A 26,298-nucleotide genomic window follows, 5' to 3' on the forward strand; every position below is an offset into this window, starting at 1 on the left:
AGGGTCCTTTCTAAATCATATTATTCTTGTAGCAAACAAGTTGCAGTTTGTATATTTTTAATAAATTCTAAAAACTGTTCTTGTCCCATTTTTCGATACAGTAAATAGATAGGGGTTAAGAATTGCTCATAATGTTGCTTTAACTGCTCTTGGCCTTTTTGTGTAAGGATAAGATGATAACTACGACCATCCAACTCATTTTTTTGTTTTATAATAAGTTCTTTTTCCAGCAAATGATGGATAATACGACTGATTGAAGATTTTTTCATTTTCATCTGCTGGCTTAACTGTAAGGGAGTTACAGGGGACTTTAGCAGATAAATCCGGGATAATAAATCCATTTCTCCAGCAGATGCGGTGGTTAATTCCGTTTGTTTTAAAACAGCCAAGCGGGTAAACTCCTGTAAGGTGTGCATATAATCCGACATTTGAATCCAATTTAATTCTTTCATATCATAGGATACCTCTCTAATTAGTTAACCTAGTAAACTAGTTTACTCTTTTTCACCAAAATGTCAAGTTGTAATTTGTGAATTTTATTAGGATACTATTTATAAAGATTGGATATTTTTTGGTTATAAGAATAGACTAAATAAGAATTGAAGAGATGGGATTTATTTAGATGTATTTTGAGGAAGATATAGTTTGTTTTAATTGACACAAAAATAACAATATCAATAGGATCTTTTGCAAAATCTTATTTTATACTGACAAGAAAAGAGAATGTGACCCTATTTTTAAAAAATTTAATCGACTTCTATCCGGTTTTATGCTATACTATTACAGGAAATATAAGACAGAATCCTTTTTTTGCCTTAACAGGGAAAAAGGGGTGCATAACAAATATAAAAATTTCACAGGAGGGCAATATGAAAGATACACGAATCACTGACACTGTAGTTTATATCGGAGTAGATGATAAAACCATTGACTTATTTGAAAGCCAATATGTTGTGCCAAATGGTATCTCCTATAATTCCTATGTAATTTTGGATGAAAAAGTTGTAGTGATGGATACTGTTGATGCGCGTGCTACAGAAGAATGGTTCAAAAACCTGGAAAATGCTTTAAATGGACGGACAGTTGATTATTTGGTGGTTTCCCATATGGAACCAGATCACGCTGCGAATATTCAGGCGTTAGCAGAACGTTACCCTAATATGCAAGTAGTGGGAAATGCAAAAACATTCCAATTGTTATCTCAGTTTTTTTCTATTGATATTTCTTCACGTGCGATTACAGTAAAAGAAGGAGATACCTTAAACGTAGGTTCCCATACATTGCAGTTCTTCATGGCACCTATGGTTCATTGGCCAGAAGTAATGGTAACTTATGAACAATCCGAAAAAATCTTGTTTTCCGCAGATGGTTTCGGAAAATTTGGGACGTTGGATACAGAGGAAGATTGGGATTGTGAAGCACGCCGTTATTACTTCAATATTGTAGGAAAATATGGCATGCAAGTACAGGCTCTGCTGAAGAAAGCAGCTAGATTGGATATTCAAATGATCTGCCCATTACATGGTCCTATTTTAAAAGAGAATTTAGCCCATTACTTAAATAAATATGATATTTGGAGCAGCTACCGTCCAGAAGACGAAGGTATTTTTATTGCATATGCTTCGATCCATGGCAATACCGCAAAAACAATTAAAAAATTCGCTGAAATGTTAAAAGAAAAAGGTGCTCCAAAAGTATCCTTGTGCGATTTAACCCGTGATGATATGGCAGAAGCAGTAGAAGATGCTTTCCGTTATGATCGCTTGGTATTGGCGGCATGCTCTTATGATGGAGGAGTGTTCCCTTGTATGGAAGAATTCTTACACCACCTCAAAGCAAAAAATTATCAAAACCGTAAAGTTGCCCTGATTGAAAATGGTTCTTGGGCCCCTTCCGCTGGTAAGGTTATGCGTTCTTTACTGGAAGGGATGAAAAATATTACGATTTATGATGAATTTGTTAGTATCCGTTCTACCTTAAAAGAGGATTCTACTGCGGCAATGGAAGCTTTAGCGGATGCTCTGGTAAAATAGTGTTGCTATATAATAAAGTGAGTAGAGGACCTTTCTAGATAGTCTCCTATATTTATACAACTGAATAGGATACTTTTATAAAAAGGTATCGCATAAAAACAGGCTGCCAAGATGATTTTCTGGCAGCCTGTTTTTGGTTTGCTAGTAAAACAGCAAAGTTTATGATGTACTAAAAAAGATCATAATATTTAATGAAGTGTTTTTACAGCGAAATTATCACAGAATTGTTTTAAGATGAAATTTTATTTGATTTTGATTTTTTGCCCAACATAGATTTTATCTGGATTGGAAATACCATTGATGCTAGCCAAATGTTGGTAGCTTGTCCCGTATTTTGCTGCAATGCCGGATAGGGTGTCACCGGATTGTACCGTGTATGTAACAGATTGAGAGGCAGAACTACCTGTAATGTCCCCACGTCCTCTGATGTCACCATCATTACACCATCCTAAATTACCGTTATTCAGTAAGTATGGATTACGTGCGCCTTCTACAATTCGTGTAATCGTACCTGTTTTCCAATCGGACGGGATTACTGCTTTATTGCTGTCTGTCTCTGTGCTAGATGCGTAGTAGCTGGATACGGTTACTACATCCCCGACACTGTATTGTGTGCCTGCTGGCTGGGATGGGGCTGATGTACCTGCACTAAAGCCATTGTATCCACCCGCCTTGATAATTGCTGGAAAATCTTTATAGCAATAGTTCATGTCTACTTTTCCAGAAATCCCATTTACCTTTTGCGTACTGGAGAACTGCCACATATCATGTGGATTAGGATAGTCTGTAGCAGTAGTATAGTGTGCTAACCAAATAGTATATTTTTTGATACGATTATAATCTAGATGGTTCATTAGCCAGTTTTTGTTAGCGTATACACCAACAAAATATCCTGCCTGTTCTAGTTTTTCGCAGAAGGTACATACAATATCGGTCAAAACATCCTTGCCTAGATAAACGATACTAGTATCTTCGATATCGAAGTATATAGGGTATTCAAATTGTTTTCCTTTTAGCCAGTTTAACAGAACATTTGCTTCCTGCTCCGCTTCTATCATAGAGATGGCATAGGTATAATGATATGCGCCAATTGGCATACCTACTGCTTTGGCACTAGCATAGTTTTGTTCGAACTTGGGGTCTTTTTGGTCAGCTAATTTTCCGTAACCTGCCCTGAGGATAGCAAATTCTACTCCATCTGCTTTCACTTTGGAAAAGTCAACATCTCCTTGCCATTTTGAGATATCAATCCCTTTTCTTTGAAACAACTTATTTTTTCACTCCTTTGCTATTATTAATTTTTAAAATAATACGAATGTATACAGGAATTGTCAGGGTTGAAATTATATGTTTTTTGATTAAGCCAATCGGTGTAGTATTTAGAATATACCCTGTATGATTGCCAGATTTTTAGTTGGATTTTTTACAAATTTCCTTTGTGTGGATAAAAAAATGGTACGTCAATTCATCTTATATACCATAAAAAAGTGTATACCAATTTGTACTACCTGGCTACTATGATTCCTGTGATTTTATTATAGCAGGACTTAGACAGGACAAACTATGGCACAATTGGATTGCTTAGAAGGGTTATTGTATAGATAGAAACATATGGCTAAAAATACTGTGGGGATGGAATAAAATATGATTGGCGAATTTCTCTGCTTTCATTGTTCTTGTTTATAAACTTTGAAATCCTTTATTCAGAACAGAAAAATGCTAGATGCTGTTTTCAAAGCTATTGTAATAGTTTGCAATCAAAAGAATTTTCCTCTTTTGATTAAACGATTTTTTGTATTGTTGGAAGATGAAAATGATGGATTAAAACCATCATCATTTTAGAAAACAGCTGGTATTTTACGACACTGGTTTATAAATTGTTTAAGATTGATTTATTAGACTGTTAACAGTAGCACTTATACTGGTATCAGTTTAAAAATAGGAGGAAATACAGATGTTACCTCAGGATCACTTATGTTACCCTAATCCTGCAACAGGGCTTACTGCCGGGCAGGTTCAAACCAAAAAAGAGAATGGTAGACAGAATACCCAACCGGAAAAAGTTACAAAAACATCTGGACAAATTTTAAAAGATAATATTTGTACTTTATTTAACTTGTTTAACCTACTTATTGCCATTGCGTTGGCATTTGTAGGGGCATGGTCAAATATGGTATTTATTTTGATTATTGCCCTTAATACTTTAATTGGTATTGTACAGGAATTTCATGCAAAAAAACTGGTGGATAAGCTATCCCTTTTATCTATGCCAACGGCTAAGGTAATCCGTGACGGAATCTCTACAGAAATTTCAATCCAGGAACTGGTGGAGGAAGATGTGATTGAACTGGATGCAGGAAGACAGGTTTGCGCTGATTCTGTAATCCTAACAGGTGGGGTTGAAGTGAATGAATCACTTTTAACTGGGGAGTCTGACCCTATTCCAAAATCAGCTGGTAGCCATCTTCTTTCTGGAAGTTTTATTATCAGCGGAAAATGCCGTGCTTGTGTGGAGCATATTGGAGCAGAAAATTATGCGTCTAAGATTGCGCATGAAGCAAAAAAAATGCGTGGTGTTCAGTCCGAACTGCTTTCCTCTATGCGTAAGGTTACCCGGTTTACTGGTTATCTGATTCCAGTATTGGGTGTTCTACTTTTTTTGGAGGCTTTTTTCCTGCGGCAGGATACCTTGAACCATGCTGTTGTCACTACTGCGGCAGGGCTTTTGGGAATGTTGCCAAAGGGACTAGTTTTGTTAATTAGCATCAGTTTAGCAGTGGGGATTATTGCTTTATCCAAGAAAAATGTCCTGGTACAGGAGCTTTTCGCTTTAGAATCACTTGCCCATGTAGATACCTTATGTTTGGATAAAACTGGTACGCTTACCCAGGGGAAAATGCAGGTAGAAGAAGTGATTCAAACTGAATTAGGACGTTCCATGCAGTTTCATGAACTGATGGGTTCTTTTTTGCAGTATTCCGATGATAATAACGCAACTTTTCAGGCATTAAACTCCTATTTTAGCAAAAATAATTCCTTAGTACCTGTGCATAAAATTCCGTTTTCGTCTGAACGAAAATGGAGCGCTATGACATTTGACCAGATAGGAACATTGTTGATCGGCGCCCCGGAACGTCTTGCGGATGGTATGGCAGAGAAAATTTTGCAAAAAGGAAATTACGATGGAAAACGAATCTTGCTGGCGGGGATTGTACGGGGGACAGTGAACCAGAATAGCCCTCTGCCGCCAGTAGAGTGTTTGGCCTGCATTGTTATCTCTGATCCAATTCGCCCCAATGCTGCTAAAACTCTGGCATATTTCCAAAAGGAGGGTGTGGATTTGAAATTAATATCTGGAGATAATCCAGTTACAGTATCCTCACTTGCTCTGCAAGCTGGATTTCCAGAAGCGGAACGGTATATCGATATGAGTAATATTACCACCGAAACGGAAATAGAGCAGGCGGCCCTTACTTATTCCGTGTTTGGACGGGTTTCCCCTATACAGAAAAAGCAATTAGTTCAAGCATTGCAAAAACATGGACATTCTGTAGCAATGACTGGAGATGGCGTCAATGACCTGCTGGCTCTTCGGGAAGCAGATTGCAGCATTGCTGTGGCAGAAGGCAGTGACGCTGCCCGGCAAGTATCACAAGTGGTTTTGCTAGACTCCAATTTTTCTTCTTTACCTGCTGTATTGGGAGAGGGTAGAAGGGTAGTCAATAACATCACACGTGTAGCCGGAGTATTTTTTGTAAAAACCATCTATTCTGTTTTGCTGTCAATTGTATGCCTTCTGTTTAATATTCCATTTCCATTTTTGCCGATTCAAATTACCTTAATTGACCTTATTATTGAAGGATATCCTTCCTTCTTTATGTCTTTTGAACCTGATAGCAAAAAAATAACTGGACATTTTCTTCCATCCGTGATGGAGCGGGCAATTCCAAACGCAATTTCCATCTTAGTTTGTTTTCTCGTTTCTCTTGCCATGTCACCATTCTTACAATTATCCACAGAGCAAGCTGGGATATTGCTTTATTTGCTGGTGGGTACAGTGGGGATCCAGGCGGTATTGAAAGCAAGCTGGCCGTTTAATAAATTAAGGATTTTTCTTTGCTCCACTATGACGGTGGGATTTTATCTGGCAGTATTCCTGTTCCACCCTTTACTTCAAGTATCTCTACCATCAGGAATTACCCTTTTATTGTTTGCAGGATTTGTTTTACTGAGTTTTCTTGTAGAACGAGCCGTTTCAGGATTGATCCAATGGAAAAAGAAAAGTAGACGCCATAACTGCTCACAGGAAATAGCAACCAAACAACTATAAAAAGGAAGCGAATCTCCTCATAGATGAATATATTTTCATCACAACTACCAATGAATTCAGTTAAAAACGAAACTGCCCTTGATGGAATACCAAATTCAGTTTATTGCTTGAAATTTAATCGTTATCACCATGGTTTTTTTATATTGTTTGCATAAATTAGAACAATTCATACCAAAGAAGGATGGTTTTTACTACAATATTTTATATTGATTTTTGGTTTCCTCTTATTTTATAATGGAGTTATAGAACCAAAAGGGGGATGTCTATGACAATTAAAAAGAGGATGTTTATTTCCAATATTCTGATGATCATTATCCCTGCATTTCTTGCAGTCATTATATTGGCAGGCTGTCTGTTTATCTTTTTAGCTTCGATGTTCCCACATGCAGAATACCGTCTGGGATTCCAAGAAGAATTGACGGAAACTCGTTATGAAGTGGTAGAACTAGTTAGGGAATGGTTGGATAAAACTGACCCAGAAACAGAAGCTGAATTGTTGGAATTGGTACAAGAAAACCGTCTTACCCTTCAAATATATCAAGGGCAGCAAATAATCCAACGGTTTGGAGATGAGGTGTTACCACAAAAACAGTTGGAACAGTCATTGGCAGCGTTAGATGGTTCTGGTACGGTATCTAATGGCACTTTTGCCCTGTTTGGGGAGCAACTTTTATTAGATGGGAAAACATATCAAATCCATATTTATAATCCAGTTGTTATTTTGTCCCATGATAGACTAAAGCTTTGGGTGGTTGGAATTGGATTTTTTATGGTTGTGGTCCTGGTATTTATTATTTTTATTACAAACCGTTTTTTAATCAAGTTTGTATTTAAAAGAATTTCAGACCCATTGCAAACTTTAGCGGAAGGGGTCCATCAAATACGGGATGGGAACCTTACCCATCGGATCTTCTATTCTGGCGAGGATGAATTCAAACCAGTATGTGAGGATTTTAATGAAATGGCAGAGAGGTTACGTATTTCTGTGGTACAATTGCAAAAAGAAGAAGAGAGTAGAAAAGAATTGCTGGCGAGTATTTCCCATGATATCCGTTCACCACTAACCTCTATCCGTGCCTATGTGGATGGCTTGCTGGATGGAATAGCGGATACCAAGGAAAAACAGAAGGCATATTTGGGTATCATTCAAAAGAAAACATCCGAAATTGACCAAATGGTAAAAAAACTATTTTTGTTTTCTAAAATGGATATAGGGGAATATCCGTATAGTCCAGAAATATTAGATGTTTCTAGAGAGATGGAGGACTTTATTACTGCTTCTGAGGAAGAGTATCAACATAGAGGGCTGAATTTTCAAAATGTATCCATTCCACAGGAGAGTTTTATCTGTGCAGACCCTACTTATTTTCGCAGTATTTTAACAAACTTATTGGATAACAGCGCAAAATATAAAGAAAAAGAAACTGTATCAGTTTCTATTACAGGGGAACGATTCAAACATCGAATGGTGGTTTATGTGGATGATGATGGTCCAGGGGTTCCAGAAGATGCGTTGCCAAAATTATTTGATGTGTTTTACCGCAATGACCTTTCCCGGAACAATCCAAATCAAGGGAGTGGTTTAGGGCTAGCCATTGTAGCAAAGGCAGTGGAACGAATGGATGGCGCTGTCCATGCGGAAAACCTTCCTCAAGGTGGTTTGCGGATGGTATTAGAGTTTCCAACTGTAAAAGGAGAGTAGCAAATGAAGCGAATTTTAATTATTGAAGATGACGACACCATTGCTGCGATTGAGCGGGATTATCTAGCGGTAAATGGATTGGAATCGGACATTGCCGCAAATGGTCATGATGGGCTTGCTATGGGGCGTACAGGAAATTATGATTTAGTCTTACTGGATTTAATGCTCCCTGGCATTGATGGTTTTACTGTATGCCGAAAATTAAGGGAAACAATAGATATTCCGATTTTAATGGTAACAGCCCGTCAAGAGGATATTGATAAAATCAAAGGGCTTGGATTAGGGGCTGATGATTATATTACCAAACCGTTTTCTCCCAATGTGTTGGTGGCGAGGATAAAAGCAAACTTGGCACAGTATGACCGTTTAAAAGGGTCTGACACTGTGGAAAAACAAGAATTACAAATTGGTGAAGTCCGCATTCAGCAAGATAGCCGAAGGACGTTTGTCGGGGAGCGAGAAGTGGAACTAAAGAACAAAGAGTATGAACTTTTGCTTTTTCTTATGATGAACCCCGATGTTGTGTTTAATAAAGAAACATTATACGAACGTATTTGGGGATATGATGCAATGGGAGACAATGCAACAGTAGCAGTTCATATCAATCGGTTAAGGGAAAAAATTGAAAAAGATCCTTCCTGTCCCCGTTATATTGAGACAGTCTGGGGCGCGGGATATCGTTTTAAACCATAATGGAAGATAAATTCTAGAACTATACCCAACTCACTATTCTATATTGTCCATTTTTAATATATTTTGGCGGTTTACTGTTGATGCAGTTTTTTATTTATAATCGTCAATATTTTTGAATCGATTATGGTAAAGAAGTATATTTTTTACGGTATTCTGCTGGAGTTAGATTGTATTCCTTTTTAAAACTACGTATAAAATGGGAGACATCATAGAATCCAACAATTTGACCAATATCTACAATGGACATATCCGTACTGGTAATAAATCCAGCAGCCCGTTGTAATTTTTGTTGGGAGACAATCTGGCTAAAGGTTTTTCCTGTACTTTGATGGATCAGTCGGGAAAGATAGCTTGGTGTGTATTGGAAGTGTTTTGCCAAATCTTCTAAGGTAATACTCTGGCAATTTTGCTTAATATAGTTAATGATATCATAACTTAAAGTATGGTGGTTTTTTGGTAGCACATCAATGGAATGGTTTTTATAATAATCACGGGAGAGTTGCGAAAATAGCAAAACCAGATATGCGTCCGCCATATTTTGATAAAAAGGATGCTGTTCAATGTGTTCCTGAATCATCTGTTCAATTAGTTGAAGTGAATCCGAAGAATTATCAGTAAAATTCAAATATTTTTTATCCTGGCTATCAAAATATAAATAATCCATAAAAAATGAAATCAGAAGGGAGTTATCTTTTTGTAATGGAATGATTTTTTCGCGGATCATAGGATTGCTGATAAAAATATTAAAGACAATATCATCATCACTTTCCACATAAGGGGCGTGAAGGATATTGGGATTTAAGAGCATAATATCCCCCTGTTTCATACGCACTGTATGGTCTGGAAACACATTTACAAAACCACCACGGTAGACATAAATCATCTCAAAATAATCATGCCGGTGCATATATCCCTTTTGGTCCTCTGGATCTACAAAACCATGCACCCCAATCTGTACAGACTCCTTAAAATTAGAACCTAAGACATAATATCCCTGCTTTTTGAACTGTTCAATTAGATAATCCCACGTTCTTGGCATTCCCTGACGTTCCCGTTCCAGTGCGTAGTCTCTGCGTTTTTGCTTTTCCTTTGTAGCGTATTCCTCTAAATTCATGACAATCTCCCTATTTGATAGATTTCTTTTACCAATTTTTATTATAACAGATGGGTTATTGTTTGTATATAAAAAGACTAAAAATTATATAAAAGATAAATAAATACAGTAAATTGTGCATATAATGCTCTGTGATCATAAATAGATATTTGGTATAATAAGGATATAATACTAATTTGATAGACAACGGAGTGTAAATATAGGATAAGGAGGTATGATTCAAAATCAGGTAAAAGGGCAACAGCACAACCGTTTTCTACAAAAAACAACAAAGGAGAGATGAAATAAATGAAATCAAAAAAACTACTATCTATCTTGGTAGCGGCAACAATGTTATCTGGCATTATAGCTGGCGCTGTCCCAACAGTATCCGCACAAGATCCTCAATCCGATAGTTTTGCCTCTAAATTGGAATCCAACTATATTGATCCAGACCGTAAATATAGTTCTGAATTGCGTTGGTGGATTGGTGAAGCAGCCAATACGGATGAAGTTTTATTAGATGAAATTCAGGCACAATATGACGCAGGATTCCGTGGGGTTGAACTTTGTATGCAATCCGACAAAAATGCAGATGACATGACTTATGCTTACGGTTCCGATATGTGGGCTCATAAATGGAGATTGATGATGGAAAAATACCTGGATTTGGGTATGACAGTATCTCTTACTTCAGGAACCAACTGGTCTACCTCCAATGTTCCAGGGCTGGACCCGGATAGCCAGGAAGCTATGCAGTGTGTTACAAAAGGCAGTGTGACGGTTCCAGCAGGCACCACATTGTCTACTTTAACAGCTCCTACAAAGCATCGTGATGTTGGAAAATTCCTTGGTGCATATGCTTATAAAATTGTAAAAGAAGAAGTAAAGGAACAGACGAATTGGGGACAAACTACTTATTATACCGTTTATGAAGTAGATTACGATTCCATGATTGATTTATCCTCCCAAGTAACACAAGGGGATACTGTTTGGGATCAAAACTTAAATTGGACTGCTCCAGCGGATAGCAACTATGTTGTTTTTGGAATGTGGATGGAAGGTACTGCTCAGAGTTCCAGTCCTTCCGCGGAAACCTCTTACGCAACCAACTATTTTGATGCCAGAGGCGTGGAAGCATTGAAAACCTTCTGGGAAGAACATTATTTGAACGATCCAGAATTGAATCAGAAGATTATGGACGGCGATGTACAGTTATTCATGGACTCTATTGAAATCCGTACTGGTAACGGATTTTGCTGGTGGGCTGAAGATTTTGGTGATGAATTTAAAGCACGCAAAGGCTATGATATTCTGCCATATATCTTCTTAATAGAAGGTGCTTGCGATAGTTATTGGAGCAATCCATATCAGCCAACCGCAGGAAAACACAGCCTGGCAAACAATGATGAACTTACAGAAAGCATTATCGTTGACTACTTGGATGTTATGACTGAACTTTATATGGAACGGATGCTGATTCCATTAAAAGAATGGTTAAATTCTGTTGGTATCGAAACCCGTGCACAGATTTCTTATGGGAAACCATTTGAAATTTCAGAACCTGAAATGGCAGTGGATTATCCGGAAGCAGAAAACCGTGTTATGTATAACCAGATTGATTACTTCCGTCTCTGGTCCGGTGGCGCAAAACTGGAAAATAAGGTTCTTTCTTCCGAATGTAGCGCACAGAGCAATTCCCAGTATGCTTTTAGTAATCAAATGCACTTGATGGATGCTTATTCCCACTATGCTGCTGGATTTAGCCGCATGATTTGGCATATTTGGAGTGCTGGTTACAGCTATGGAGAAAATGGGGAATGGCCAGGTTGGGGTTCCAGCTTCTATCGTTTTGGTACAAGAGAACCTTCCTCCAGGGATTATGATGAATTTAACTCCCATATCGGCCGTATTCAACAATTGATGCAAACTGGTGTATCCCGTACCGATGTTGGATTTATCCACAATAAATGGGTACAAGGTTTGGTAGACAATGGAGAAGGCCCTGACGTTACAATGAACTGGATGAAAGCCCACCAAGGTGTTTTCTACCGTTCTACTGAATTGCAGGATAATGGCTATTCCTACGATTATTTCAGCCCAGAATTCCTGTATGATGATGACGTTTATTTCAATGAAGAAACCCAAACCATTGAAAAAGCCGGTTATAAAGCACTTGTTCTGTACCAGAGCTGGCTAGATGTCAAAGGCGCGGAAAGAATTTTGGATTGGGCGAAAAAAGGGTTAAAAGTTGTTATTATCGACGGTGCTGCAGAACGGACACCTTTCAATGATGGCGAAGAGGCAAGATTGGCTGCGATTATGGAAGAACTAAAACAGCTACCAACCGTTCGTACCGCTGAAATCTATGATGCTCCAGAAGGATTTGACTATATGACTACCGTTGGCGGCGCGTTTAAAGATGGCGTTTACGATGCGTTGCAAGAACTTGGAGTCACTCCTTACGCTGAATATATAGAACCAAACCATCAACTGTTAACTCAAATCCGTCAAGATGATGATGGCAACCAATATTTGTACGCATATAATTATTGTGACAATGAATATCATGAAAATAGCTACATTGAAGAGGTTCAGAATGAAGACCATGGAACCAATATCAAAACAGAAATTAAAATGGATGGTATTTATGTTCCATATATGATAGATGCGTGGACAGGTGAAGTAACCGAAATAGCAGATTACTATTATGACAATGGCAAGACAGTATTCCCAATTGATCTTGATTATGGCAATATTGCACTATATGCATTTGAAAAAGTGGATACTGAGAAATTCCATATTACAGATACCAATGCTCAATATAGCTATACAAATGAAAATGTTCCAGTAATCCGTGCTACCGAGAGTGGAAACTACTATGCAACTACCAATGATGGCAAGAACTTTAACTATAATATAGAAGTTCCAGCATCTTACGATATCACAAACTGGGATGTAACTGTAGAATCCTGGACTCCTAGCGAGAACATGCTCATAAGTGAAGAAACGATTGGAGATGTTCATACCATCAACAGTAAACCAGATACCGATAAAACGAATATCAATGTGAAACTTGATACCTTAACAACCTGGGATAAAATTCCGGAAGTTGGTAAAGAGGTTTCTGGATTAGGTCACTATAAAGCAACCTTTAACTGGGATGCGGATGCTGCTGACGGTGCTTACCTGAACTTTGGAGATACTTTGAACGAAAGTATGAAAGTTTGGATTAACGGTGTAAAAGTTGGTGGTGATATCAGTACTAATCCATCGAAACTACCGCAGGATGTTAGTGAAAACAACAAAGGTGCAGCCCAGTATACTGGTGGCATCAACTGGATTAAACCAATTGCTGATATCGGTGAATATTTAGTAGATGGTGAAAATACCATTGAAATTGAATATAGTTCCAGCTTGACCAACGTTCAGTTGAGCAGAGGTAAAATTAAACCAACAGACGCAATCTACAACTGGTTTGGTTATGTACTTGACTATCGTTCTTATGGTCCAGCACAAGCGGTGATTGTTCCATACAATGAGGTTTCTTTGGAAGAAGTTCAGACAGATAAAGGTATTTTGAACTCTGTGATTCAATACGCAGAAGCTGCCAAAGAAAGTGGCGAATATGACAACGCCATTGAAAGCGTACAGAAATCCTTTGACGCTGCTTTGGAAAATGCGAAAACAGTAGCAAACAATGCTGGGGCTACCCAGGAAGAAGTGAACGCAGCATGGAAAACCTTGCTGAATGAAATCCATAAATTAGGATTTGTAGCTGGGGATAAAACAGAACTGGCTTCCCTGATAGAAGCAGCAAATGCAATCAATGCGGAACTTGACCGTTATGTGGAAGCAGGCAAAGCGGAATTCACCGCAGCATTAGAAGCGGCACAGGCAGTATACCAAGATGGCGATGCAATGCAAGCAGAAATCAACCAAGTAGCGGATGATTTATTAAATGCAATGCTGAACCTGAGATACAAAGCAGATAAGTCTATCCTAGAAGATGTTCTTACAGAAGCAGGTAAAGTGGACGCAAACGCATACACAGCAGAAAGCTACGCAGCATTACAAGCGGTAGTAGCAGAAGCAAAGGATGTATACAACAATGAAAACGCAACTCAGGAAGAAGTAGATGCAGCAGTAACAAGTGTACAAACAGCAATAGATAACCTGGTAGCAGTAGATGGAACACCTGCAGAAACTCCAACCGAAGACAATGGAACACAGACAGGACAGGAATCCACCACACCAAAAGCAAACGCAGCGAAAACAGGCGATTTTGCACCAATTGCTGGAATAGCAGCATTGGCAATTGCAAGTATTACAATGGCAACTTTGAAAAAGAAAAATAAATAGCTATAATAAAAAAACGCTCTGGTGTTTCACCAGGGCGTTTTTTGTTGTGCCAAAAAAATTCATAAATTGAAATACATGGTACATTTGAGGGGATTGCTGCTGAGATTGTATTGTAAAAAAGATAACTACTAGAATAAAAATTTTTGATTTGAAATAAGTTCTATTTTCATTGTTATATTTTTATCTGATTTAATTGAAAGACGGTGGGGTAACATCTGTATTTGCAAAATGATTTTCAGAAGGTGATGGCTCTGACATACTAAAATACATTTTGGCAGCTTTTGTAGTCCCAAAGTCACGATTTGAACCAGTATTTTGTACTTTATTAAAAGCTTCTCTGAACATGGCGTTATGTGCTTCTTCACGATTTAAAAGAAAGTCTATGGTTTCTTTTACTTTTTTATCGTCAATCTGTCTATATAAATATTCATAGACTACTTTCGCTCTCTGTTCAGATGCAATATTAGATAGAAGATCTGCACAAAGATCTCCGGTTACTGTCACATAGTCCGCTGTCCAAGAATAGCCAGACGCATTGATTAATCCTGGATTAAGGCCTAAAAGTACGTGAGATTCGATTTCTCCCGCTGGCACTTTTTTTGCATCTACATCATGGCCATTTAAAAGATTAATAGTCTGTGCGACCATTTCCATATGCCCCAGTTCTTCCGCTGCAATATCTAGAAACAAATCTTTAATTTCAGGATCTTTAATACGGAAACTTTGTGACATGTACTGCATAGCTGATTTTAATTCTCCATTTGCTCCTCCAAGCTGTTCTTGAAGAAGAGCTGCATATTGTGCGTTTGGCCGTTCTACAGCCACAGGATGAAACAGTATCTTTTCATGTTTAAACATAAAACTACCTCACTTTCTCAAAAATAGAATATCCATTTATATTATATATATACAGATTTGGAGGGAATTAAAAATGAGAATTTCAGGTTTAGAATACAAATGTTTTTATCATTACAATGGGAAATTTCCGATTTTTACTTTTTCATCTTCCGTTGAAAATAATTGAGATATAGGGAATTACACACATAGAAAAAGAAGACGAGTTCTGATTAAATCGTTTTTGAATTTTAAATTTTGCCTCCTATTCATACATCAAAATCCTGCGGTTACAAATTGTGCACCACAGATATAACATTCCTAAGAAGATATACCTAACGTTTAGGAGTTTCTTGTGAACCATAGTGACTGGTAGTTCGATGATTTTTTCAGGGACATTTAATACTGTAAATTAAAGTAAAAGTTTTCGTTTATATAAGAAGCTAATACCTGTAAGTGTTGGTTGTTAGCGAAATAAACCTATCTGCTGTAATGATTTATAATCAACAGTATTTAATATCAATCGTTTGCCGCTAGAAATCAGAATACTCGCCTGACCAAAAATAAGCTCGTGTTAGTTAAAAACATTTATAAAACGCACGGTCACAGAAAGAATGTGAGTGCGTTGCTTTCAACAAGCAGTTTGTGGTGGATGAATAGCCACAAGTATTGCTTACTATGATATATTGAAACCATACAGATATTGAGTTCATAAAAAATTTTCAAAAAGATAGTTGCATATTTGCTTCCATTTAGTTATTATATAAATACTAATTTAAAATTTTATTCTTTATAATTTTGAGGGGAGACTAGAAAGACATGGCGCGAAAAGCCTATTCTGAACAGGAGCGGGAGCAGGTACGGAATGCTTTGCTGACCACTGTGATCCAATGCATTGTGGATCGGGGGCTAATCCATAGTAGTATTGATGTCTTGTGTAAAAAAGTAGGTATCTCCAAGACCTTTTTCTACACCTTTTTTCCCTCTAAGGAAGAATTGATATTGGAGGCACTTCGGTATCAGCAACCCAAGTTACTACAATATGCTAGACAGTTGATGAAAGATCCTACACTCAGTTGGCGTGAAGGTCTCCGGACTTTTTTAGAGACCTGCGCTTATGGTGACAAGAAGGGCATCGCCGTTCTGTCGATTGAAGAAGAACAAGAGGTTTACCGCTGCCTCTCTCAAGAAAATTTTCAGATATTCCGTGAGGATCAAACCAAATTCTTTAACAATCTACTGGTGATTTTTGGCCTTTCTGTGGACAGCATAGAACCAAGGCTCTTTGGAAACCTGGCCCTGTCCATGATGATGGTTTACAAGGCAATACCAAATACTATGCCCTTCCTGTTTCCAGAAGTGGCAGAGGATATGGTGGAGTTTCAAATCAATGCCCTGCTGGATGAAATGCAGCGGGTAAAAGAAAGAACAAATAGAGTGAAAGAAAATGTACAGAAATAATCAGAGATCCCTTATGAGGGTACAAATCGATTCAATAATACAATCACTGAAAAAGGCCGATTTTCTGGAGTCGGCTACTGGTTCTGTGCGGCTTTTTATGTCCTGCGTCAATCTATCTTTACGATAGTACGGCGTAGGGCTTTTTTGTTATTTGAAAGGAGTTAGAGAATATGGGGTTAAAATATACCTGTCCCCGCTGTGGGACCCCTTTAGGCTATGATGGTTTATGCTGGAAATGTAAGTCTGAACAGGAACGAAAGGCTGTATTGGTCTGGACATCGGAACAAATCGCAGAGAAACAGAAAAGCCTGATTCAAAACATCCAACGCCTGGCAGATATGGAGGACCCGGAGTTCACCGACTTTTGGCAATTGCTCGGTTACCAGGGTGCCATTACCCCTGAGATTCAGCGGGCAGCACTGGATGCAGAGGTGTTTTATCCCTCTGAACTTTATTATCGTGCTCCAGAGGATGTGCGGGACAGTCTAATCCATGCTTTGTTGTCTACAGAGGATTCCAGCGAAGCATCAAACCTGATGTGTTGTCTCGCTATGCAGGGAGATAATCGGGCGCAGGAAACACTATTGGAACTGGAAAAGAATCCACATCCCTGGCGAAAAAAACTATATGTAGATCCATCCATTTACGCCCAGTGCGGCGGATGGACCTTTGACAAAGAAGGGAAACGGATAGAACTTAACTTCGATACCTGCTATCCCATGGTTAAGGAAGTACACGGCGAGTCATCTCCAGTTCACATCGGTCGGGCACGGGAGGACACCTGCCCCCACTGCAGCGGGCGAATGATGGATATGCTGGTACTGGATGGTCGAGATGAGCGGCTGAAATTTCTGGGGATAAACGGTATTTTGACCGCCACCTGCTGCCCCAACTGTGTGGGCTTCTTGAAAGATCCAGCCTTCAACCGTTTTACTCTGGACGGCGGTGTGGAAGTCTTTCCTTCTAAACTCTTTGACGGATCGGATGAAATGGAATGTTATATCCAAACGGAAGATTACAACTCTCTTACCGAGAATCTCTTTGTACTGGGCAAAGCGCCAGTGCCTTTGTTTTACGGTGCTGCTTGTGACGATGTGAACACCATCGGGGGTTTTGCCAACTGGGTGCAGGACTGGGAATACACCGCCTGCCCGTGTTGCGGAAAGCCTATGAAATATCTGGCACAGATTCAGTGGGATACCCTGATGGATGGTACAGAAGGAACACTTTACATAGAGTTTTGCTCGGACTGCCATATTATATCCATGCAGCATCAGCAGACTTGAGAGGATGAGATATTATAAGTTTACTAAAATGCGATGGTGTGAATGGTCGATACCATCTAATCCACAAACCGGATACTGATCCAACAGTTCTGGCAGAAGTGGATCTCTGAAAAAAGGTATCTCTTACGCTAACATGAAGGAATATGGAGGGCAGCTGATGTCAAATTTTGCAGAACTAATAGCGGATGCGTTAGATATTTTGAAATATGATGGAGCCGTACAGGATACCTTGGCAGAACTACGAAAAAAATGGGGCGCACAGGTACCGGCGCTGCTGGAGGAACGCTTTGATGTCGTTGGTGTCCAATATATGAAATTGCCCCACGAAAAAGGGACGGCAGCCTTGGGACAGGAACTGTCTGCCTTCGGCTGGGCACTGTATAACCTGGACAATGAGGACGAGTATCTTTTTGTCCTGATTCCAGAGGAAGAACGCAGTGAATTGGAACACTACTGCAAAAAACAGGGGCAATATTGTCACCTGATGAAACAGCAGGGGCGAAAATGGGGTGACTATGCTAAGGAGCAAGACCCTGAGGTGCTGATGCCCTGCGAGGAATATCTCCTTGAGGACGAACACGACTATTTCTTCAATTCTCTGGCAGGGGATTTTGCGGCTGGGGAATGGAAAAGCACTCATTCCGAGGAATGGAAATATGGCTGTGTGGTGGATCTGCGCTGCCGTCCGCCTAAAGTGACTCGTTCTATGAGCCTATGCCATTTCGGGGATATTTCCTATTCGGATAAAACCGGGCTGTATGCCGCTTCAAAGGCCTCCGCAAGCGGAATGATCGGAAAGGCATTGCTATGCAAAAATCCCAATACCTTAAACTTTTTTGAGCCTTCTCCCATCGGATATGAGGGAGCGCCGAAATCTTTTTACTGGACAGATCATTCCCTCTGGGTGGGTGATCCCCAAAACGCCACACGGATCACCTTTACTGATCGAGGTACTTGTCAGGATGTACAGAACTGGCCGCTGCCCAAGGACGGCTGGAGTGGCACCTACCACTGCGGCATCACGGAGGATGGTCTGGGTCGAGTGTACTTTTCTAATGAGTGGTATAAGGGAACTATTTACCGCTGGGCGGATGGTCAGGTGACTGAGCATTCTTTCCCCCTAGCTGGATATGATCACCTTTCTGAATCAGTTCCCGTCCCCGGTACAGGCTGTATCTATATGATTCACAGTATTAGCGATAAAGGTCGGATTGAGGAATGTTTGTTGGAGTTGGACATGGACACCGGGCACTGCCGTATTGCCACTTTGCCCGGTATGGGCGAGGATTTAAAATTGCGCTGGTTCACCGATAGATGGTTGCTGGTACAGGGAAATGGAGAAATCCTTTCCGATGACTTTGCTCAACTCATCAACATGGATACCCGAGAGATATTACGTATCCGACCGGGAATGTTTGGCGGGGAAAAGATGCAGCACATCGGAATGCTTACCGATGGTACAGTGGTCATTGTCACCCTGCGTAATGGTATAGGGCCGGTGTTCCGTTATCCTACCGACTTCTGGAGTTTCCTGCGGACGGTGAATAAGCACTACAAACTAGAACCTTGGCGGGAGTATCGGGAGATATACCCAAATTTGCCCTTCTTTCTGCCAAGTGAGGCGTCGGAGTTGCTACAGGATAGGAATGACTGCCCTAATGCAGGAAACCCACTGCTTCGTCCTCAGTTCAATCAACTCCCTAAGAAGGAAAAACAGAAGCTGATGGAGCGGATAGCAGAGCATTATAACTTAAAATTTTTGCGAATAGAAACCTTTGACCGATGGGGACAGCTCTGTACCACTGGGGTTTTTGAACAGGATGGACGGGAGTTCGTTTTTGTTCCCGGCGATACCATTACTCTGGGTTGGGAGCAGTTTGCTGTAGGGCTGAATCAAACTGGACAGGAGGAATTGGACAACATTTTCCAGGAAATCGAATATAACGATTCTCTAGAGGAATTTATTCAAAAGAAAATGTCACCAGTACGCCAGGCGGTTATCAATCCTATGCTTGTTGGCCGGAAACTGGAGGAGATCGGATGGGAGCAGGTAGAATGGGACGATTCCCGACTTCTTCCGGAGTGGCTGGAATCCTTCCAGAAATTTGCTGCTACTGGGCAGGATAGCCTGACACTGGTGGGACACGTCCGCTTTAAACGAGAAGGGGACAATTGGCAGGTCTGGATCTCCCACCAGGTGACCTACTCCAATTTGCAGGAATGGCTATGGCAGAAGGGCTTTTCTCTACCAACAGCGAACGAGTGGTCCTATCTCTGTGGGGGTGGATGTCGCACCCTGTTTCCATGGGGAGATGGATTGGATAATGCCATGCACATTCACTACTTTGGGGAACAAGGTAATGACCGACCCTATGACATGGAAGAACCGAACTTCTTTGGTCTATCCATTGGCTATGATCCCTATATGAGGGAGGCAGTGAAGGCCAATACGTTTACTATCTGCGGTGGGGATGGCGGCTGTAATATCTGCGGAGGTATGGGACCGCTAATTGGATATCTGCCATGTTCCCCTCATGCCAAACCAGAGGTACAGGAGAGTGGAGATCTCGACAATGACTATGATTTCTTTCGTCCTATCATCCGGGTGGTGCTAGAGACAAATCAATTATCTGATAAAGGAGAACCTAATATGCCTACAACAGAATGGATAAATAAATACAAAGCAATTAAGGACAAGTTGGTCTGTAAGATCGACCTAGATGCCTATTTTACAGAAAAAGTTATCGGGAATATGATGGTAGCGGTGCTGGACATGGGTGTAGTCCGCTTTCCTACTGGAACGATCTTTGCCTGTGATCCACTGGTGGAGTTGGAAAATGCACGACCCTATTTCCAGACTATTCCAGCTGGGAATTACCCAGTGAAAATCTGTGTGGTACCCAGTGAACAATACGGTGACCGCTATGCTTGTGTTAAGATAGTTGTCAGCGATAAGAAGCCAGTCCGGTGTGAGTTGGGCATGGTGGGCAACGAGGATCTAGATGAAGAATTGGAAGATGGTGAATATTTCGGTTTTGATGTAGACGCTGGTATGGGTTGCATCGCAGATATCCAATTGCAGAAAGCCTTTCAAGTATACTGGGCGAAACAGCTGGAGGAGAACCCGGACATCGACCCATACAATGACCTGTTTTGTGATTTGCTGGAGGAGAACGCCAAAACACACCCTAAATACCAGAGAAAGGGCGGTGACTGGCTCCTCTGGACGGTGCCAGGGACGGACTGCGATCTCCCCATCTTTGCTTCCGGCTGGGGTGATGGCGTCTACCCAGTCTATTTTGGTTATGATACAGAGAATAAGGTATGTGGAGTATATATTCATTTCATTGATATTACAGAAGCCTATGAAGAATAAATGGAAAGGAGAGAGCAGTATGAAACCCTTTGATCCTCAGTATCAGCTATTAAAGGAGATGTACCAAGATGAATATTTTCCCGACTTCTTGGTAGACAAAGTGAGAGGAGAGCTTCAAAAAGTGATTCATCTGTTGGAGAGCGGAGAAATCAATGTTAAGGTTGTGCAGAAAAAGTTGGATGAGGTGATCTGCGCTATCAATGATTTACAAGATGAGTTTGACGAGAATGACAGCGAAATCGAAACGGTAGCCCGTGATTGCATAGGAGAAACAGTAGCATACATCTTGGAATGGTTTGGTATTCCCATCGAAACTGAGGAGGCCATTCGGGAGAGAGATTGGTAATGGCTTTACCTCAAGCATGAGTGAAGACATAAGAAGCAATATGGTAGAAAACAACAGATATGGGAGGAAAGATTTATGAATCTGCTGGAACAATGCCAGAAATGGAATGAGAACGACGAATTTCAGAAAATTATCGACACATTGGAGGACATCCCCGCTGAGAAGCGCACGCCCGAAATGGACAGTGAATTGGCTCGAGCATACAGCAACTTAGCAGATCCTGGGGATCGGGAACTATTTGAAAAATCCATAACTTTACTGAAGCCCCATGAGGAATATTTCCAGGGTGATCACTGCTGGAATTTTCGTATAGGTTATGCTTATTATTACTTGGGCCAGGAAGGCCTATCGCTACGGTATTTTGAACAAGCTTTGGCAGCCCGCCCCGGAGATGAGGACACTCAGACCCTCATCGACGACTGTCGCCGCCGGTTAGCTCTGCCCAGGTTTGAGAAGAATTTTCGAGAGAGAACGGAGGAAGCTTGGAACGCTTTTGTCCGAATTGAAGGGGAATTGCGCAAGATTATGGACACCGATAAATTGCGGGAGCGGGGCGAAGAGATGATGGAGAAGTGCGGTAAGGTGTTGGAGATTGCCCTTACATCTCCCTCTTTTGAACTGGGCTTCAATGGAGAAAAATATGAACTAATTCTTAGCGCTGATGGAAATCGGCTTGAACTATTCCCTCTGGTCTACTTCCAGCGCCATGTACCGGAATCTGTGCTGGAGCACTGGAATATTCTGGTGGGACGTCAGATATCTGAAGGGTTTTATCTCCGGGCAGGGGAAACAGAGATCCGGTCAGAGGATGTGCAGGTCTGGGTGGACAAAAAACAGGATTGCGTCTCCTTGTCCCTGTATAGTAAAAAGCTGCTGCCGTTGATGAAAGATGATGCAGAGAAAGCATGGTGGCTGGCCTATACACTCACTGATCAGGTCTTGGGAGAAGTGTCTGCAATCGCACTTATCAACGATCTGCAACTGATGGAGCAGCCCAAGGAGGGGGTATCCACTATGCTGTCCGCTCTGCGTATCACCCTTCGTGATATGGGGTATCAGCTGTGGGATGATGCCCAAAACTACCTGGACAACAGTTATATTGGCTATGAGCTAAAGCCAGTAGAGGATCCGGATGCCGACTGGCGGATGGATGTCTACATTGGTTCTAATCGCCTTCCAGTTCTGATCAATGGGTATATGAGTGTCGAGAGCGATGCGATGGATGAGTACCATAAGAATGGTATTGTGGCTGGTTTTTTGTGTTATCCTTTAACTGGGTTTGAAGAGAAAAAACGAGCTGAACAGATCCTGCAATTCCGGGATGCTCTGCAAGAAGCTATTCAGGAACGCGCCGGAGCGGATGCAGTTACTTTCCTAGGTGGCGCCACAGGATTGTACTATGGGTATTTGGATTTGATTGCCTGGGATCTTCCTGCTGTGCTAGATGCGGCCAGAGAATTCTTTTCCGAAACCGATTTGAATTGGGGAGGCTTTCATGTATTCCGCCGGGATGTGGGGGCGGTCCGTCTGTGGGAGCAGGAAAAAGAGCCAGAAATTGATCCTGAAACCGGCTCTTTGCTGTCGGTAGAGGACATAGAAACGATAGAATCTTTTGACGATGGAGTTTCGGGCTACTTTGGGCAGATGCTCAGCTGGTTGGAGAACTTTATAGAACAAGGTGTACAGGAAGGAAAATTCACCCAACATCAGGCTGAGCAGGATCTTCAGATTGCCCTGTGGTATTCCTTTGCCTGCAATAATCTGGATGTGTACCGGTATTACTACAAGGCAGCCCAATGGATGAAGAATTCGGAGAAAAATGCCAAAGGTTGCGCCATGTGGTACTATCGCTATTCGGTGGCCTTAATGTACTGCGGACAACTGGAAGAAGCACTGAGCTATGCAGAAAAAGGCATTCAGGAAGAGGCGGACTACCCATGGATCTGGCTACAAGTAGGCAAGCTACGCAGTCACTTTGGAAACAAAACCGGTGCTCTGGAGGCAGTATCCCATGGTCTTGCATTAGAACCCAATGATTATGAGTTTCTGACTTTGAAAAAAGAAATTGAGGATGGAGCGTCTCTGGAACAAATGGAGTACCACTGGATTAATCCCGATGCCGATCAAACCCTCCAGCAGGGAATGGATGAGGATTCGGATGATAAGCAATACTCTATCTCCTGTATGACAGTCAACCAAGAAGGGCTAGAACGCTTTTGGGCTATCTTTGGTCCAAAACCGGAACAGTACATGCCCAATTCGCCCTATACCCAGTTTCCTTATCTGGTAAACGAGCGTACTGTAGATTTGGTATTTCAGATGAATGAGGGTGGAATGTCTAAGTTGCGCACAGACTGGTTGAAACAGCTGAAGAATTGGCTTCAAAACGGGCAATGGATGGAACGGAATCATCCTGATGGCAGGGCGGCTCGCCTGGATACCGTGTTGATTGGATTGGACTATCGCATCGGTCTACTTTACAAGTTGATGGAGATGGATGAATACTTCCAAATTTTCCTCAATCCAGACGGAACAGAGGTAGAGGATTCCTTCTGGTCCTCAGTAGAAAACAATGAACCAGAGCTTTATACTGGAGAAGAAATGTCTGCGGTAGAGCAACATATCAAGAGAACCTTTGGAGAGTTCGATCATGTGTTCCATGAGCTGGTTTCTCCTGACATCCATGTGGACATCTGTGTGGTGCCGCCCTCCGAGGAGCGGGACTATTACACACTGGTCACCATGGGAATGGGAGCCCACCGTATGAATGTGCCGGAGGAATTGGCAGAATATAAGCTGGAACGGGCGGAACTGGCTATCGCTCTGCCAACGGACTGGAAACTAGATGAGGAATCTATGAAGGATGAGCAGTGGTATTGGCCCGTTGGACTGCTAAAGGTATTGGCCCGTCTGCCGATTGCCAGCGATACCTGGTTGGGATTTGGGCACACCATGGACAAGCAAACGTCCTTCACAGAGAATACGGAGCTCTGCGCTGCGATCTTAATAGATCCTCAAAATACCGAAGAGAGTGGTCGCCTCTGTCTGCTGCCAGGTGGCGAGGAGGTCAACTTTTATCAGGTGATTCCTCTCTATCGGGATGAACTGGAGTATAAACTGGAACACGATGCGGACGCTCTACTAGACAAAATGGAAGGCATCAGCTTCGTAGTAAATCCTACCCGCCAGGACGCTATTATTAGAGGTACTCTTTGCAGCGGTAATGACGAGGGAGATTATGTTGTGGAAATGGACGATGCAATCTGGCATCTAGAAACTATTCAGGAAAAGGATCTGCCAGTGGATGAAATCAATGCCTATAACCACATGGCCATCTACCTGCGCTGGTGCATGGAATGTGACTTAATGGACGAGGATTTTCTGAAGAAATACGACGAAGTGGTAAAACAAGTCAAGGCTGATCCTGCCAGTGTAGATCTGCGTGAGTTTCTCCGGGATGAGCTGGATGGACAACTTATCGGCCCCCTGTTCAACAAAAAGGGAAGGGCGTTTGCTTCCTATTATTATGGGGAGATGGACAGCCCCTATTATCCCAGTGACATTGATAACTACGCCATCAGTGTCATTGGACAGGAGCGCAATTACTCCGATGAGATTCAGGATGAGGCATACCTGTTCATTCCCTTTGATGAGAACTACTATCAGACCATAGCAAAGGTGATTGAAGAACGTTTCGTTAACTGGCAGGGGCAGGACTTTGATGAGGATACTCTGGAACCCTCTGAACTCGCCAAGGCTATGATGGAGTATTTAGACTGTGAATGCACGTATTTCCCTGCCATGAAGGATGATGACCCCATCATGTCGGCATACAGTTACGCCAAGCGGGACAGCATCCATGAGGGCTTTGTACCAGTGCTCATCAAGGTGGACGAAATCCTGTGGGAATGCCTTATTATGAATTCCGACCCGGATAGCGACGGTAAAGATGATTATGCCTTTGATCCGGACAAGGTGGTGGAATACCGGAAAAAGATGCTTGATGTTCCCGTTCAGGATGGAAAGGCAGTTCTGGAAGAACTCATCGGTCAGCGCAAGGCGGAGGCTGAGGACGATGATATAGACTGGGAGGAAGAAATTCTGGGTAAGATGGAAGGTGGTTATCATAATGACCGTTTCTCCAGCTACTGGGATTTCAGTACTGACATGACCTATCCGCTGATTCTGGCTAAAATCCCAGTGAAGAACCCATGGGAGATTTTTGCCTATCTGCCCTTTGGTAATTGGAATGAATGTCCCAATACATCAGAGATGATGGCAGCGGCGAAATATTGGTTTGAGCAATACAGCGCTATTCCTGCTGCCATGACTCATGATGAACTGGAATTTGACCTTCCAACTCCCATTCCAGAGGAAAAGACCATGGATACAGCGGTGGAACTGTATGGATTCTGTCCCGATGTAATCGATCAGGGACCAGAGGATACCACTGTGGGCGCTTTGGCAGATGTGTTGCGGCAATCCACTGTTTGGTATTTCTGGTGGGATTAGAAAGAAGGCTGTGTCCGTGAATAAATATTTGAACATAAATTTTTCAGATATAGTTCATGGTAAAAACAGCTTCCTTATGGCACTTTGCTGTAATAATATCTTTTATAAGCAGTTGTTTGGAGGGATAAAAGCCTATCTTCCTGAAAAAAGACAGAGTGAAAGGTGTAAAATCTATCCCTTGTAGTAGCCATATTTAATCTGATTGATCCTTAGCTAGGGGAAACCAGTTTTAGAGTGAAGAAACCGCACTTCAGGTAGGAAGATACAATC

Annotated in this window: 14 protein-coding genes; 10 read left to right on the plus strand and 4 right to left on the minus strand. The window is 41.4% G+C overall.

Annotated features, from left to right (window positions below):
* Positions 1–20: 20 nt before the first annotated feature.
* Entirely contained in the window at positions 21–452 is a 432-nt protein-coding gene (locus BQ2683_RS07525; protein ID WP_069988391.1) for a MarR family winged helix-turn-helix transcriptional regulator, read from the minus strand.
* A 417-nt stretch (positions 453–869) separates the two neighbouring features.
* Here BQ2683_RS07525 and BQ2683_RS07530 point away from each other — a divergent pair, with 417 nt between their 5' ends.
* Positions 870–2,033, plus strand: a complete 1,164-nt coding sequence (locus tag BQ2683_RS07530; protein WP_069988392.1) for an FprA family A-type flavoprotein — start codon at positions 870–872, stop codon at positions 2,031–2,033.
* A gap of 242 nt (positions 2,034–2,275) precedes the next feature.
* On the opposite strand, the gene BQ2683_RS07535 is transcribed toward BQ2683_RS07530, so the two are convergent.
* Positions 2,276–3,301 (minus strand): GH25 family lysozyme, encoded by a 1,026-nt coding sequence (locus tag BQ2683_RS07535; protein ID WP_069988393.1) that lies wholly within the window; start codon positions 3,299–3,301, stop codon positions 2,276–2,278.
* A 686-nt stretch (positions 3,302–3,987) separates the two neighbouring features.
* On the opposite strand from BQ2683_RS07535, the gene BQ2683_RS07540 reads away from it, so the two are divergent.
* The 3 genes from BQ2683_RS07540 to BQ2683_RS07550 all read left to right on the plus strand — a co-directional run bounded on the left by BQ2683_RS07540 (position 3,988) and on the right by BQ2683_RS07550 (position 8,758).
* Positions 3,988–6,363 (plus strand): cation-translocating P-type ATPase, encoded by a 2,376-nt coding sequence (locus BQ2683_RS07540; protein WP_069988394.1) that lies wholly within the window; start codon positions 3,988–3,990, stop codon positions 6,361–6,363.
* A 265-nt stretch (positions 6,364–6,628) separates the two neighbouring features.
* On the plus strand, positions 6,629–8,065 hold the full coding sequence (locus BQ2683_RS07545; protein WP_069988395.1) for a sensor histidine kinase: 1,437 nt from the start codon (positions 6,629–6,631) through the stop codon (positions 8,063–8,065).
* A 3-nt stretch (positions 8,066–8,068) separates the two neighbouring features.
* Positions 8,069–8,758, plus strand: a complete 690-nt coding sequence (locus BQ2683_RS07550; protein WP_069988396.1) for a response regulator transcription factor — start codon at positions 8,069–8,071, stop codon at positions 8,756–8,758.
* A gap of 121 nt (positions 8,759–8,879) precedes the next feature.
* Here BQ2683_RS07550 and BQ2683_RS07555 read toward each other — a convergent pair whose 3' ends face one another.
* Positions 8,880–9,872 carry an AraC family transcriptional regulator gene (locus BQ2683_RS07555; protein WP_069988397.1) on the minus strand — a complete coding sequence of 331 codons (993 nt, stop codon included), beginning with the start codon at positions 9,870–9,872 and terminating at the stop codon, positions 8,880–8,882.
* A 288-nt stretch (positions 9,873–10,160) separates the two neighbouring features.
* Here BQ2683_RS07555 and BQ2683_RS07560 point away from each other — a divergent pair, with 288 nt between their 5' ends.
* On the plus strand, positions 10,161–14,213 hold the full coding sequence (locus BQ2683_RS07560) for an FIVAR domain-containing protein (RefSeq protein WP_069988398.1): 4,053 nt from the start codon (positions 10,161–10,163) through the stop codon (positions 14,211–14,213).
* Positions 14,214–14,402: 189 nt separating this feature from the next.
* On the opposite strand, the gene BQ2683_RS07565 is transcribed toward BQ2683_RS07560, so the two are convergent.
* Positions 14,403–15,071, minus strand: a complete 669-nt coding sequence (locus tag BQ2683_RS07565; RefSeq protein ID WP_069988399.1) for a manganese catalase family protein — start codon at positions 15,069–15,071, stop codon at positions 14,403–14,405.
* Positions 15,072–15,866: 795 nt separating this feature from the next.
* On the opposite strand from BQ2683_RS07565, the gene BQ2683_RS07570 reads away from it, so the two are divergent.
* The 5 genes from BQ2683_RS07570 (at position 15,867) to BQ2683_RS13965 (ending at position 26,028) form a co-directional block, all read left to right on the plus strand.
* Positions 15,867–16,508, plus strand: coding sequence for a TetR/AcrR family transcriptional regulator (locus BQ2683_RS07570; protein ID WP_069988400.1), 642 nt, complete (start codon positions 15,867–15,869; stop codon positions 16,506–16,508).
* Positions 16,509–16,678: 170 nt separating this feature from the next.
* Complete coding sequence (locus BQ2683_RS07575; protein WP_069988401.1) at positions 16,679–17,794, plus strand: hypothetical protein; 1,116 nt, start codon at positions 16,679–16,681, stop codon at positions 17,792–17,794.
* A gap of 157 nt (positions 17,795–17,951) precedes the next feature.
* Positions 17,952–21,170: a DUF4241 domain-containing protein gene (locus BQ2683_RS13960; RefSeq protein ID WP_235843902.1), complete on the plus strand. Its 3,219-nt coding sequence runs from the start codon at positions 17,952–17,954 to the stop codon at positions 21,168–21,170.
* 19 nt (positions 21,171–21,189) lie between these two features.
* Positions 21,190–21,516, plus strand: a complete 327-nt coding sequence (locus tag BQ2683_RS07585; protein ID WP_069988402.1) for a DUF5713 family protein — start codon at positions 21,190–21,192, stop codon at positions 21,514–21,516.
* Positions 21,517–21,591: 75 nt separating this feature from the next.
* The gene (locus BQ2683_RS13965; RefSeq protein WP_069988403.1) at positions 21,592–26,028 is read left to right on the plus strand and encodes a suppressor of fused domain protein; all 4,437 of its coding nucleotides are present in this window, start codon (positions 21,592–21,594) and stop codon (positions 26,026–26,028) included.
* The last annotated feature ends 270 nt before the right edge of the window (positions 26,029–26,298 follow it).

This window comes from Massilioclostridium coli (assembly GCF_900095865.1).
Lineage (GTDB): Bacteria > Bacillota > Clostridia > Oscillospirales > Ruminococcaceae > Massilioclostridium > Massilioclostridium facile.